This is a genomic window from Baekduia alba, from assembly GCF_028416635.1.
In the GTDB taxonomy this organism is placed as follows: domain Bacteria; phylum Actinomycetota; class Thermoleophilia; order Solirubrobacterales; family Solirubrobacteraceae; genus Baekduia; species Baekduia alba.
The window spans coordinates 5150587-5163630 of record NZ_CP114013.1 but is presented as its reverse complement, the minus strand read 5'-3'; the positions used below and the strand labels follow the sequence as shown (position 1 = coordinate 5163630).

Below are 13044 nucleotides of genomic sequence, written 5' to 3'. Positions count from 1 at the left end.
CACCTTTACTGCATTTAAGTGCTCACAAGCGGTGCATCCTGGTCACGGACGCGGCGCTCGCGCGTCCGCCGCTCGCCCTCCGGGAGCAGCAGGCTGCCGTGGCGGCGCAGCACGACGGCGATCCAGATCGCGCCGACGACGAACAGCGAGGCCGCCTCCAGCTGCGCCGCCGTCAGGCCCAGCGCGACGTCCTCGTTGCGGCGCAGGAACTCGACCAGGAAGCGCTCCGCGCCGGCGCCGACGAGGTACAGCGCGAACAGCACGCCCCGGCGCACCTTGTCGCGCAGCGACCAGAGCGCGAACGCGAGCAGGCCCATGGTGAGCGTCTCGTAGATCGGCGTCGGGTGGACGGTCTCGCCCGGCTTGGTCGGCACGGTGCCGTTCGGGTAGCCCATCGCCCACGGGCCGTCCCAGTCCTTGCCGTAGTCGCCGTCGCCCGAGACCTGGCAGCCGATCCGGCCGATCGCGTACCCGAGCGCGAGGCACGGCCCCGCCAGGTCGACGAGGTCGAGCGACAGGAAATCGCGCCGGTGGGCCCAGTACAGGACCGCGACGACGCCGCCGAGCAGCCCGCCGTACCAGATCAGCCCGGAGCCGCCGAAGATGTCGGAGACGCTGACGCTGTCGTGGTTCTGCAGCAGGTAGTACCCGCGCGCCCCGACCAGGCCGCCGATCAGCGCGACCGTCACCATCTCGTAGGCCCAGTCGACCGGCTTGCCGAGCTCCTTCAGCCGCCGTGCGGCCAGCAGCCCCCAGGCCGCGAAGTTGAGGGCGAAGAACAGGCCGAAGGTCTTGATCGACAGGCCGAGGACGTGGATCTCGGGCTTCACGGGCTGGATGCTAGGGACCGGAGGTCCGTATCGTGGCGGGCCGCCGTGCTCCGCCGCCTCCTCTCCCGCATCGCGGTCGACGTCACGCCCGCGCGTGAGTCGCGCGATCTCCGGCTGCTGCTCGGCGGGGAGCTGATCACGGGATTGGGGACGCAGGCCGCGCTGGTCGCGCTGCCCTACCAGCTGTACGTCGAGACCAAGTCGGCGTTCCTGACGGGCCTGCTCGGCGCGGTCGAGCTGGTGCCGTTGATGGCGATGGCCCTGCTCGGCGGCGCCCTGGCCGACCGGCACGACCGGCGGCGGCTGCTGCTCTTCGACCAGGTCGGGCTCGTGCTCGGGGCGTCGGCGCTGGCGGCCCTGGCCTACGCCGGGTCGCCGCCGATCGCCGCGTTGTACGTGTTGGGCGCGTGGATGGCGGGCTTCGGCGCGATCCAGAACGTGACCGCCGGGTCGATCGTCCCGAACCTCGTGGCGCCGGAGCTGCTGCGCCCGGCGCTGGCGTTGAACTACGGGTTGATGACGCTGACGGCCGTCATCGGGCCGGCGCTCGGCGGCCTGCTGATCGCGGCGCTGAGCCTCGGCGCGGCCTACACCGTCGACGCGCTGAGCTGCCTGGCGATCGTCGCCGCGGTCTGGACGATGGCGCCGCAGCCGCCGCGCGGCGTCGACCTCGAGGCGACCGAGCCCACGCGCATGCTGGCCTCGATCGCCGAGGGCCTGCGCTTCGTGCGCGGCAACCACGCGCTGATGGGCTCGTTCGCGATCGACCTGCTGGCGATGACGTTCGGGATGCCGCGCGCGCTGTTCGCGGTCCTGTCGGTCAGCGTGTACCACACGGGCGCGGGCGGGACGGGCTTGTTGTACGCCTCGGTCGCGGCCGGTGCGACCGTCGCGGCGCTGACGACGGGCTGGCTCGGCCACGCGCGCCGGCTCGGGCTGATCGTGATCTGGGCGGTCGTCGCCTGGGGCGTGGCGATCGCGCTCGCCGGCCTCGCGTCGTCGCTGTGGATCGCCGCCGCGCTCCTCGCGCTGGCCGGCGCGGCCGACAGCGTCAGCGCGGTCTGCCGCTCGTCGATCAACCAGGCGGTCACGCCCGACCACCTGCGCGGGCGGATGTCGTCGGTCTTCAGCCTGGTGGTGACGAGCGGCCCGCGGCTGGGGGACGTCGAGTCCGGCACGGTCGCGGCGGCGACGAGCCCACGGTTCTCGGTCGTCAGCGGCGGCCTGGCGTGCGTCGTCGGCGTGGTCGCGATCGTCCTCGCGTTCCCGGCGCTGGCCAAGTTCGACGCCGAGCGCGACATGGCCCATGCGGAGCCCGCGCCGGCGTAGAGTTCCAGCGCGCGGAGCGGCGAAGACCGCCCGTGCCGATGACGGAGCTGTTCACCAAGGTCGCCGACCGGCGTCATGCGGTCGCCCGCCGCGAGCTTGGCGTCTTCGTCTACTTCCTGATCCTCGTCGCCACGCGCGCTGCGCCGCCAGCGGATCCCCGACGACGAGCTGGCCTCCGAGGCGCGCCAGCAGTCGATCGGGTCGCTGCGCCAGGTGCGCTTCGCCGTGCTGGAGAGCAGCGGGAAGGTCAGCTTCGTCACCAGGTAGTGGCCTCGCTATGGTCGAGCGATGGCGAAGACCTTGTACACGGCAGAGGCGCAGGTCACCGGCGGACGGGCCGACGGCCATGGCAAGACGAGCGACGGCGCGCTGGAGGTCGACCTCCGGCTGCCCGCTGAGATGGGCGGCCAGGGCGGCGGGACCAACCCCGAGCAGCTGTTCGCGGTCGGCTTCGCGGCGTGCTTCGAGGGCGCGCTGGGCGCCGTGGCGCGGCGTGCGAAGGCCGAGGCCGGCGACGTTTCGATCGCCGCGAAGGTGTCGCTGCACCCCAACGAGAGCAAGGGCTTCGACCTGTCGGTGCAGCTCGACGTGACGCTCCCGTCGGTCGACGACGCCCAGGCCGCCGAGCTCGTCAAGGCCGCCCACCAGGTCTGCCCGTACTCCAACGCGACCCGGGGCAACATCCCCGTCACGCTGACGGCCAATGGACAGCCGGTCGACTGACCCCAACTGCGTCGGCGGCGTCTGCGGCGCGGACGTGCCGCCGGTCGTCGGCTCGGTGCTCACGGGCGTCGGGTTGACGGTCGCGCAGGCCGCCGCCGCGCTCGAGCGCGGCGAGCCGTTGGCGCTGACCGACGTGCAGCGCCGGATCGTCGAAGCGCACGCGCTGAGCCGGTAAGCCCGGACGGCGCCGGCGCGGCGACGCCGCAGCCACGTCGCGTGGCTCGCCGCAGCCGATCGTGCGGCGGTCCACGGCATGGTCGGGCGCGGGCGCGACCGATGCTGGAGGGGATGGCCTCATCCCGTTGTCTCCACGTCGTGGTCGCGGGCGGCGGGGCGGCGGCGACGGAAGCCGTCTTCGTCCTCCGCGAGCACGGCGGCGCTCAGGTGAGCGTCACGATCGTCGCGCCGGAGCCGGTCGCCGAGCCGCGCGCGCTGCCCGTCGCCGCGTCGTTCACCGCGGGCCACCGCGCGCACCGCCCGCTCCCCGAGCTCGCCCGCGACCTCGGCGCCGGCCTGGTCGGCGGCCGCGTCGTCGCGGTCGACGACCGCCGCCACCGCGTCCACCTCGACGGCGGCCGCGCGCTCGCCTACGACGCGCTGGTCCTGGCGGTCGGCGCCGCGCCGCGCCACACGATCGACCGCGCGCTGACGCTCTTCGGCGAAGCCGGTCGCGTCGCGGTCGACCGCGTCCTCGCCGAGCAGGCGCCGATCATCGACTTCGTCGTCCCCTCGGGCGTCACTCGCACGCTGTCGCTCTACGAGCTGGCCGTCCACGTGGCCGAGGACGCCCGTGCGCGCGAGCACGACGTCGCGCTGCGCGTCATCTCGCCCGAGCGCGTGCCCGCCGAGGCGTTCGGCGCTCGCGCCCAGAGCGCGGTCGCCGAGCTGCTCGACGACTGCGGCGTCGCGTTCGAGGGCGCGTCGTCGGTCTTCGAGGGTCTCGACGGCCTGCTGCGCGTCAACGACGCCGCGACGATCCTGCCCGGCGCCCGGACCGTCGCGCTGCCGGTCCTCGACGGCCCGTCGCTGCCCGGCGTGCCCGCGACGGCCGAAGGCTTCGTCCCGGTCGACGAGCACGGCGCGGTCGTCGGGATGACCAACGTCTTCGCGGCCGGCGACGCGACCGCCTGCCCGCTCAAGCACGTCGACGTCGCCTGCGCGCAGGCCGCCGCGGTCGCCGACGTGCTCGCGCAGCGCGCCGGCGTCGCCGTCACGCCCGCGCCGTGGTCGCCGGCGATCCGCGAGCACCTGCTCGTCGACCACGGCGTCGGCGATCTCACGCTCGCCACCGGCCGCGCCGCCGACGCCGTCGCGACCCTCCGCGCGCGCTAGTCCCGCGGCAGCCGCGCCACCGCCGCGGCCAGCTTCGGCGCCGCGTCGCGCACGAGCGGGCCGTGGCCGAAGCCGACGATGCTCGGCTCCAGCTCGGCGATGCGGCGCATCGAGCGCCGGTTCTGGGCCCGGTCGACCGTGAACGGGCCGGGCGGCTGGCGCAGCCCGGGCACGGTGGTGAGCAGGTGCATGTTGAAGTACACGTCGCCGGCGATCAGCAGGCGGTCGGCCTCGCGCCAGTACGCGACGTGGCCCGGCGAGTGGCCGGGGACGTCGAGCACGACGAAGCCGGGGCCGACGACGTCGCCCTCGCGCAGCTCGCGCGCGACCGGCGACGGCGGGAAGGCCGACAGCCGGCGCGCCACGCCCTTCAGCGGCCCCGGCGTCTGGGGCGGCAGCTCGCCGCCGCCGGCCCGCACGTCGGCGGCGTCGACCGCCCCGACCGCCAGCCCGTCGAGCCCCAGCTCCCGGATGACCCGCGCCGAGCCGCCCGCGTGGTCGAGGTGCGCGTGGGTCAGCGCGTGCGCCGTCACGCCGCGCTCGCGGGCAGCCGCGACCGCGCGGCCGCCCTGCAGCTGGTAGCCCGCGTCGACCAGGACATCGCCCAGGATGTAGGCGTTGACGGTGTCGCGTGGGCTCAGCGGGACGTGCCAGACGTCGTCGGCGATCTGTCGCATGGCCGCGCATTCCATCATGGCGCGGCCGCTCCGCAACCGTCACCATGCTCCGATCATGTCCGACGACGACTTCGCGCGCCTCGGCGCCGAGCGCATCCAGCGCCTTGCGGTGATCGCGCGCGAGCTCGTCAGCGAGCTGCGCACCGACGAGGTCCTCGACCACCTGCTCGCGACCGCGCGCGAGCTGACCGGCGCCCGCTACGCCGCGCTCGGCGTCCTCGACGAGCAGCGCACCGCGCTCGCGCGCTTCGTCACGTCCGGCGTCGACGACGACACCCGCCGCCTGATCGGCGACCCGCCGCGCGGCCGCGGCGTGCTCGGGCTGCTCATCGAGGACCCCGAGCCGCTGCGCCTGCACGACGTCGCCTCCCATCCGCGCTCGTTCGGCGTGCCGACGGGCCACCCGCCGGTGTCGACGTTCCTCGGCGTCCCGCTGGTCGTGCGCGGGAAGGCGTGGGGCAACCTGTACCTCACCAACAAGGCCGGCGGCGCGGACTTCACCGACCGCGACGAGGAGACCGCGGTCATCCTCGCGCGCTGGGCGGCGATCGCGATCGAGAACGCGCGGCTGTACGAGACGCTCGACGCCGAGCACGAGGAGCTGGCGCGGTCGGTCGCGAGCCTGCGCGCGATGACCGAGATCTCGACCGCGCTGGGCGCCGAGACCGAGCTCGCCCCGATCCTCGACCTGATCGTCAAGCGCGCGCGGGCGCTGGTGGCGGCGCGCGGCGTCCTGGTCCTGCTGCGCGACCCCGGCGGCGAGGACGACCAGCTCTGGGTCGCCGCGGCGGCGGGCGCGATCGTCCCCGCCGCGCAGCGCCTGGCGATCTCCGGGACGCGCGTCGGCGAGGTGTTCCGCGACGGCGTTCCGCTGCGCGTCGACGACGTCGCCGCCGACCTCGCCCTCGACGTCGCGGCGCTCGGCGCGCCCGACGCCGCGACCGCGCTGCTGGTCCCGATGGCCTACCGCCGCCGCGTCGTCGGCGTGCTCGTCGCGCTGGACCGGCGCGGTGGCACGGCCGCGTTCCGCGCACGCGACGAGGAGCTGCTGCGCGCGTTCGCGGCCAGCGCGGCGACCGCCGTCGTCACGGCGCAGTCGGTCGAGGTCGACCGCCTGCGCGTCGCCGTCGGCGCCGCCGACGCCGAGCGCGCCCGCTGGGCCCGCGAGCTGCACGACGAGACGCTGCAGACGCTCGGCGGCCTCCACGTGCTGCTCGCCGGCGCGGCCCACGGTGGCGACGGCGACCAGGTCCGCGCCGCCGTCCGGATCGCGGCGGAGCGCGTCGCGGACGAGATCGCGGCCCTGCGCGCGCTGATCGCCGAGCTGCGTCCCGCCGCGCTCGACGAGCTCGGCCTCGGCCCGGCGCTGACGAGCCTCGTGCGCCGCGTGGCCGGTGGCGAGGGCCTGACCGCGATCGCCGACGTCGAGCTCGACACCAACGGCACGCGCCTGTCGCCGGACCTCGAGACGGCCGTGTACCGCGTCGCCCAAGAGGCGCTCACCAACGTCGCCAAGCACGCCCGTGCCGACCGCGTCGAGCTGCACGTGACCAAGGACGACGACGCGGTCGCGCTGAGCGTCGTCGACGACGGCGGCGGCTTCGACGTCGCTGCCGCCGCCGTCGCCGAGACCGCGGCGCCCGGCTTCGGCCTGGCCGGGATGCGCGAGCGGGTGATGCTCGCCGGCGGCGGGCTGACGATCGACAGCGCGTCCGACGGGACGACGGTCAGCGCGTGGTTCCCGGTCGGCGGCGGGGGCGGCGCGGGCGCGGGCGGTCAGCCGGCCGCGCCGTCGGCGACGTCGTCCAGCAGGCCGCGCTCCAGCGCGTAGCGCACCAGCTCGGGCCGGCGCGAGCGCCCGATCTTCTGCTGGACGTGCGCGCGCCTCGCCTCGATCGTGCGCACCGACAGGTGCATGAGCCTGCCGACCTCGGCGTTCGTGTGGCCCAGCGCGACCAGCCGCAGGACCTCGAGCTCGCGCTCGGTCAGGTCGTCGGGCGGCGCGTCGGGATCCGGCCCCGGCGTCGTGGCGGCCAGCGCCGCGCCGAGCCGCGGGTTCAGATAGGACTCGCCGTCGGCGGCGTGCCGGATGGCCGAGACCAGCTCGGCGTGCGCCGCCTCCTTGAGCACGTAGGCGGTGGCGCCGGTGCTCAGCGCGCGGCGCGCGTACTCCGGGTCGTCCTCCATGGTCAAGACCACCACCTTGGTCGTCGGCGCGTCGCGCGCCAGCACCGGCAGCGCGTCGAGCGAGGACCGGTCGCCGGCGCCGTGTGGCATCCCGAGGTCGAGCACGAGCACGGCCGGCCGCATCGCGACCGTGAGCCGCTCGGCCTCCTCGACCGTGCCGGCCTCGGCGACCACCTCGAAGTCGGCCTGGGCGTCGAGCACCAGGCGCAGGCCGGTGCGCACGACGGCGTGGTCGTCGGCCAGGACGATGGCGATCGGCCCCTCCACGGCGCAGAGCATCGCAGACCGCCTGCGGTCCGACCGCACGCGGCGCGCGCGGAGCGCCGCGGCACGATCTGCGGCGCCCTACGGCAGACGCGCGCGCCCGCGCGACCCACGCTGGTCCGATGGCCCCTCCCCTCAACGTCGTCGTGGTCGGCGGCGGCCCCGCGGCGCTCGCCACGCTCCAGGCGCTGCGCGACTACGCCGGCGGCTGCGTGCAGCTCACGGTCGTCGCCCCCGAGAACGACACCGACGCCGTCCGCGCCCGCGCACGGGCGCTGCGCGCCGACCTCTTCGGCGGACGCGTCGGCGCGGTCGACGCCGGCCACCACGAGGTGTCCCTCCTCGACGGCCGCCGCGTCGCCTACGACGCGCTCGTCGTCGCGGTCGGCGCCCGCGCCCGTGTCGCCTACACCCGCGCCAGGACCTTCTTCGGCCAGGCCGGCACCGTCGCGCTCGACCGCCTGCTCGCCGACCTGCACGACGGCCACACGCGGTCGCTGGCGTTCGTCGTCCCGCCCGGCGTGGCGTGGTCGGTGCCGCTCTACGAGCTCGCGATCCAGGCCGGGACCGAGGCGCGCGCCGCGGGCCTCGACATCCCGATGCGCCTGCTCACGCCCGAGCGCACGCCGCTGGAGCTGTTCGGCGAGCGGGCGCGGCTCGCGGTCGACCCGCTGCTCGACGCCGCGGGCGTCACGTTCCGCGGCGCCACGACGGTGACCGAGCTGCCCGGCGGCGTGCTGCGCGAGGGGCGCACCGGCGCACGCTTCGTCCGAGAGCGGGTCGTCGCGCTGCCGGCGCTGGACGGCCCATCGCTGCCCGGCCTGCCCGCCACGTTCGAGGGGTTCGTCCCGGTCGACGCGTACGGCGCCGTGCGCGGCATGGTCGACGTCTTCGCCGCCGGCGCCGCGACCGCCTATCCGGTCGAGCAGCGCGACCTCGCCGAGCAGCAGGCCGGCACGGTCGCCGCGGTGCTCGCGCAGCGTGCCGGCGCGTGCGTCACGCCGGAGCCGTGGGAGCCGGTCGTGCGCGGGCACCTGCTCGCCGGCAGGGGGCGCTCGCTGGTCCTGGACCGCGACGCGCTCGCCAGGAGCCGGACGCTACTGCGGGGCGCCGCGCTCGATGGGCGGTGACACCGTTGCCTCGTGCAGCGGCGGCCGACCCGTATACCAGTAGGTGAAGTGGTCGACCCGCGAGCCGTCCGGCAGGCCGGACAGCGCGAGGTCGACGCGGCGGGCGAGCGAGCGCTCGTCGCCATCGACGATCCGCAGGACGTTGGGCTCTTCGGGGTCCATGGCACGTCGGACCGTAGACGGCCGGCGCCGCGCCGTCACGCGATTTCCTCCTGCTGTCGACGCGTTTCCGACCGGCGGTCCAGCCGTGTGGCACCCTGCATGATCGTGCTCGCGGACACCGTCGCCTACGCCGGCCACACCACCGAGGACCGGCGCATCGTCGTCCAGGTCCGTGGCCGCGTGGTGGTCGCCGTCCGGGCCGGGATCGCGCGCTACCCGTGCGCCACCTTCGGCGAGGTCGGCCCGCTCGTCGTGCGCGAGGCCGGCAACGCCCGCATCGGCCGCGACGGGCGCTTCACGTTCCGCGCCGGCGAGCCCGCGCAGCGCATCACCGTGGCGGGCGTCGTGCGCGCCCACGCGCGGCGCGTGTCGGGGACCGTGCGGGTGCACGGCTCGATCGCGACGGGCCAGAAGTGCGCGAGCGCGACGCTGCGCTTCACCGCGCGCCGCTGACCACGGCGCTCAAGACCGCACGGGCCCGTCCGACGTTCCCGGACGTGGACCGGCTCCTGCGCAGTCGCCTCGGATCGAACCTGACGCTCATCGCCGCGAGCGCCGCGGTCCCGGCTGCCGTCATGCACTTCCTCGTCAGCGAGGACAAGGCGCCGGTCACGGCGGTGCAGCACCTCTTCATCATGGCCATCGGCTCGAGCATCGCCGCGCTGTCGAGCGTCGCGCTGATGCTCGCCGGCTTCCGCCAGCGCGAGACCCGCGCGGTCGTCGCCGGCGGCGCGTTCGCCGCGATGACGCTGATCCTGCTGATCCACGGCCTCGCGACGCCGGGCGTGATCATCGGACCCAACGGCGTCGTCGCCGTCGCGGGCGGCCTGGCGCTGCCGGTCGGCGGCGCGATCCTGACCGTCGCCGCGCTGCCGGCGCTGCGCGGTCCGCGGCACCTGAACACCGTGGCCTACGGGTTGGTCGCGTTCTTGGGGTTCATCGTCGGGCTCGGCGCCGTCGGCTTCACGATGCCCGACCGCGTCCCGAACGTCCCGGGCTACGACTCGCCCGAGGCGATCGTCCTGCTCGTCGTCGGCACGCTCTTCTTCGCCACGGTCGCCAGCCGCGCGGTGCGCACGTTCGCGCTCACGCGCCGGACCGGCGACCTGGTCGTCGTCGTCGGCATCGTCTGGCTCGGCATGGCGCTGGTCCCGGTCCTGGTGCTCGACCCCTACACCTGGGTCTGGTGGACCGGCCACGCGCTGGAGCTGCTGGGCGTCGGCCTGGTCGGCATCCCGGTCGCGCTCGACGTGCACCGCGGCCGCCCGTCGCATCCGCTCGTCGGCGACCTGCCGGCGGCCGAGCTCGTCGCCGAGGAGGAGGCGTTCCTCGGCGCGCGCGTCCGGGTCCTGATGGCGCGGCTGGAGGCCAAGGACGTCTCGACCGAGGAGCACACGCGCCGCGTCGCCGAGTGGGCGGTCGCGATCGGTGAGCAGCTCGGCCTGGCGCCTGGGCGGCTGCGCGACCTCGCGCTCGCCGGGCTGCTGCACGACATCGGCAAGCTCTCGACGCCCCACGCGATCCTCACCAAGCCGGGGCGGCTCACCGATTTCGAGATGAAGGTCATCCAGCGCCATCCGGTCGAGGGCGACGGCCTGCTGCGCGAGCTCGGCTACCCGGAGCAGATCCGCCGCGGGGTGCGCGGCCACCACGAGCGCCTCGACGGGTCCGGCTATCCGGACGGGCTGCGCGGCGACGCGATCGACCTCGAGACGCGCATCCTCGCGGTCGCCGACGTGTGGGACGCGCTGGTCTCGCCGCGCGTCTACCGCGGCGCATGGACGCCGGAGCGCGCGATGGGCCTGCTGGTCGACGAGGCCGGGACGTGCTTCGACGCGCGCTGCGTCGAGGCGCTGCGCGCGCTGACGGGCGTGGCGCCCGAGCTGCGCGACGCGCCGCCGCTCGCCGACGCTGCCTAGGCACTTCGCACTGCATTCCGGCGCGCCTCCTGAGGTTTGCGCGCACGCGATCCGGGCACTGGAAGTGGGTGTCCACCCAACGCTCGACGGGTCCTACGGCTCGTTGGCGGTCGACGCTCGGAGGAGAGCTGGCCGCCGAATTCCTCGGCACCTGCGTCCTGATCCTGTTCGGCACGGGGTCGGTGGCGATGGCGGTGTCGGCGCTCAACCAATCCGGTCGCGGCACGGAGATCTTCCAGGCCAGCGGCGATTGGCTGCTCATCTGCTGGGGCTGGGGCCTGGCGGTCACCCTCGGCGTCTACGTCGCCGGCGGCGTCACCGGCGCCCACCTCAACCCGGCCGTCACGCTGGCCAACGCGCTGCGGCGCGACTTCCCGTGGCGCAAGGTGCTGCCCTACTCGGCGGCGCAGGTCGTCGGCGCGTTCGTCGGCGCCGCGATCGTGTACTTCAACTACAAGACCGCGATCGACTCCTACAACACGGCGCACCACGTCGCCGACCGCGCCAGCGCCGACGGCGCGACCACGTTCAGCATCTTCGGGACGACGCCCGCGCCGTACTTCGACAACTGGTGGGGGCCGTTCCTCGACGAGGTGATCGGCACCGCGCTGCTGGTCGGCGTGATCTTCGCGGTCACCGACGACCGCAACACGCCGCCGCTGTCGAACCTGGCGCCGTTCATCGTCGGCCTCATCGTCGTCGCGATCGGCATCTCGTTCGGCGCCAACTCGGGCTACGCGATCAACCCGGCCCGCGACTTCGGCCCGCGGCTGTTCGCCTGGATCGCCGGCTGGGGCAAGAACGCGATCCCGGGCGACTACGGCAACATATCGTTCTACATGTGGATCCCGATCGTCGCGCCGCTGGTCGGGGCCGCGATCGGCGGCTTCATCTATGACAAGCTCATCCGCGACGTGCTGCTGGCCCGCGGTGAGCCCGAGGCCGTCGGCGTCGAGGCCGGCGCCGAGACCGTCGAGGACACCCGCGGTGAGCGGACGTGACCCCTTCCACGCAGGAGAGGACCGACAGATGATCTTGGGGATCGACCAGGGCACCACCGGCTCACGAGCCTTCATCTTCGACGAGAAGGGGAAGGTCGTCACCAGCGCCTACTCGGAGTTCGAGCAGTTCTTCCCGAAGCCCGGATGGGTCGAGCACGACGCGAACGAGATCTGGGAGACCGTGCAGAAGGTCTCCCGCCAGGCGCTCGACGACGCGGGGATCGACGGGTCCAAGCTGACCGCGATCGGCATCACCAACCAGCGCGAGACGGCGGTGGCGTGGGACAAGGACACCGGCGAGCCCGCGCACCGCGCGATCGTCTGGCAGGACCGCCGCACGGCGGGCCGCTGCGACAGGCTGAAGGCCGAGGGCTACGAGTCGATGTTCCGCGAGCGCACGGGCCTGGTGCTCGACGCGTACTTCAGCGGGACCAAGTACGAGTGGATGATCAAGGAGGGCGGCGTCTCGCCCGACTCGTGCTTCGGGACGATCGACTCCTGGCTGCTGTTCAAGCTGACCGGCCGCTTCGCGACGGACTACTCCAACGCGTCGCGGACGTTGTTGTTCAACATCCGTGAGCTGGCGTGGGACGCCGAGTTGTGCGACACCTTGGGCGTCCCGATCGGGTCGCTGCCCGAGCCGGTCCGCAACTCCGAAGTGCTGGCCGAGACCGACGTGTTCGGCGGCAGCGTCCCGGTGGCCGCGATGGTCGGCGACCAGCAGGGCGCGCTGTACGGCCAGGCCTGCCTCGACCAGGGGCTGGGCAAGAACACGTACGGGACGGGCAACTTCCTGCTGCAGAACGCGGGCTCGGGCCCGCCGATCCTGGAGCAGGGGCTGATCACGACGATCGCGTGGGGGATCGGCGACCGCGTCGACTACGCGATGGAGTCGTCGATGTTCGTCACCGGTGCCGGCGTGCAGTGGCTGCGCGACGGGCTGAAGATCATCGAGGCGGCGTCCGACACCGAGGCGATGGCCGGGTCGCTGGACTCCAACGAGGGCGTGTACTTCGTGCCGGCGCTGACCGGCCTGGGCTCGCCGCACTGGGACCCCTACGCGCGCGGCACGATCGTCGGGCTGACGCGCGGCTCGGGGCGCGAGCACATCGCGCGTGCGGCGCTGGAGGCGATCGCCTACCAGTCGGTCGACGCGGTCCGGGCGCAGAACACGGCGCTCGGCGTTCGGCTCAAGGAGCTGCGGGTCGACGGCGGCGCGACCGCGAACAAGTGGCTCATGCAGTTTCAGGCCGACATGCTCGGCGTGCCGGTCGTGGTGCCGGAGATCGCGGACACGACCGTGCTCGGCGCCGCCTACCTGGCGGGCGTCGCGACCGGGACGTGGACCGAGGACGACGTGCGATCGCTGTGGACCGAGTCGGTCCGCTACGAGCCGAACATGGACGACGACCAGCGGCAGTCGCTGCTGTCGGACTGGCGCCGGGCGCTGCAGCGGGCCGGACGCTGGGTGATCCCGGACTAGCCTGGAG

The 13044-nt window shown here is 74.3% G+C and carries 15 protein-coding genes; 11 read left to right on the top strand and 4 right to left on the bottom strand.

The features are described 5' to 3' along the window. Positions 1–14: 14 nt before the first annotated feature. The gene (locus DSM104299_RS25900) at positions 15–830 is read right to left on the bottom strand and encodes a prolipoprotein diacylglyceryl transferase (protein WP_272474558.1); all 816 of its coding nucleotides are present in this window, start codon (positions 828–830) and stop codon (positions 15–17) included. A 45-nt stretch (positions 831–875) separates the two neighbouring features. Here DSM104299_RS25900 and DSM104299_RS25895 point away from each other — a divergent pair, with 45 nt between their 5' ends. The 5 genes from DSM104299_RS25895 to DSM104299_RS25880 all read left to right on the top strand — a co-directional run bounded on the left by DSM104299_RS25895 (position 876) and on the right by DSM104299_RS25880 (position 4214). Next, the gene (locus tag DSM104299_RS25895; RefSeq protein WP_272474557.1) at positions 876–2159 is read left to right on the top strand and encodes an MFS transporter; all 1284 of its coding nucleotides are present in this window, start codon (positions 876–878) and stop codon (positions 2157–2159) included. Positions 2160–2297: 138 nt separating this feature from the next. After that, a complete protein-coding gene (locus tag DSM104299_RS29630) occupies positions 2298–2426 on the top strand; it encodes a YetF domain-containing protein (protein ID WP_432419791.1) in 129 nt (42 codons plus the stop codon). A 21-nt stretch (positions 2427–2447) separates the two neighbouring features. Further along, entirely contained in the window at positions 2448–2882 is a 435-nt protein-coding gene (locus tag DSM104299_RS25890) for an organic hydroperoxide resistance protein (protein WP_272474556.1), read from the top strand. Beyond that, positions 2863–3057, top strand: coding sequence for a hypothetical protein (locus tag DSM104299_RS25885; protein ID WP_272474555.1), 195 nt, complete (start codon positions 2863–2865; stop codon positions 3055–3057). The genes DSM104299_RS25890 and DSM104299_RS25885 overlap by 20 nt, the downstream gene beginning before the upstream one ends. Positions 3058–3170: 113 nt before the next feature. Next, positions 3171–4214, top strand: coding sequence for an FAD-dependent oxidoreductase (locus DSM104299_RS25880; protein WP_272474554.1), 1044 nt, complete (start codon positions 3171–3173; stop codon positions 4212–4214). Here the strand turns inward: DSM104299_RS25880 and DSM104299_RS25875 are convergent. Next, positions 4211–4891 carry an MBL fold metallo-hydrolase gene (locus DSM104299_RS25875; RefSeq protein ID WP_272474553.1) on the bottom strand — a complete coding sequence of 227 codons (681 nt, stop codon included), beginning with the start codon at positions 4889–4891 and terminating at the stop codon, positions 4211–4213. The two genes, DSM104299_RS25880 and DSM104299_RS25875, sit on opposite strands and share 4 nt — an antisense overlap. Before the next feature lie 55 nt (positions 4892–4946). Between DSM104299_RS25875 and DSM104299_RS25870 the strand changes: the two genes are divergently transcribed. Further along, a complete protein-coding gene (locus DSM104299_RS25870; protein WP_272474552.1) occupies positions 4947–6722 on the top strand; it encodes a sensor histidine kinase in 1776 nt (591 codons plus the stop codon). Here DSM104299_RS25870 and DSM104299_RS25865 read toward each other — a convergent pair. Beyond that, positions 6668–7345: a response regulator transcription factor gene (locus DSM104299_RS25865; protein ID WP_272474551.1), complete on the bottom strand. Its 678-nt coding sequence runs from the start codon at positions 7343–7345 to the stop codon at positions 6668–6670. The genes DSM104299_RS25870 and DSM104299_RS25865 overlap by 55 nt on opposite strands. A gap of 119 nt (positions 7346–7464) precedes the next feature. Here DSM104299_RS25865 and DSM104299_RS25860 point away from each other — a divergent pair, with 119 nt between their 5' ends. Beyond that, positions 7465–8472, top strand: coding sequence for an NAD(P)/FAD-dependent oxidoreductase (locus DSM104299_RS25860; RefSeq protein WP_272474550.1), 1008 nt, complete (start codon positions 7465–7467; stop codon positions 8470–8472). Here DSM104299_RS25860 and DSM104299_RS25855 read toward each other — a convergent pair. Next, complete coding sequence (locus tag DSM104299_RS25855; protein WP_272474549.1) at positions 8440–8634, bottom strand: hypothetical protein; 195 nt, start codon at positions 8632–8634, stop codon at positions 8440–8442. The genes DSM104299_RS25860 and DSM104299_RS25855 overlap by 33 nt on opposite strands. Positions 8635–8739: 105 nt before the next feature. Between DSM104299_RS25855 and DSM104299_RS25850 the strand changes: the two genes are divergently transcribed. The 4 genes from DSM104299_RS25850 (at position 8740) to glpK (ending at position 13037) form a co-directional block, all read left to right on the top strand. Further along, complete coding sequence (locus DSM104299_RS25850; RefSeq protein ID WP_272474548.1) at positions 8740–9087, top strand: hypothetical protein; 348 nt, start codon at positions 8740–8742, stop codon at positions 9085–9087. A gap of 44 nt (positions 9088–9131) precedes the next feature. Further along, a complete protein-coding gene (locus DSM104299_RS25845; protein ID WP_272474547.1) occupies positions 9132–10553 on the top strand; it encodes an HD-GYP domain-containing protein in 1422 nt (473 codons plus the stop codon). A gap of 68 nt (positions 10554–10621) precedes the next feature. Beyond that, positions 10622–11554, top strand: a complete 933-nt coding sequence (locus DSM104299_RS25840; protein WP_272474546.1) for an MIP/aquaporin family protein — start codon at positions 10622–10624, stop codon at positions 11552–11554. Positions 11555–11582: 28 nt separating this feature from the next. Then, entirely contained in the window at positions 11583–13037 is a 1455-nt protein-coding gene (glpK, locus tag DSM104299_RS25835) for a glycerol kinase GlpK (RefSeq protein WP_272474545.1), read from the top strand. Positions 13038–13044: the final 7 nt, after the last annotated feature.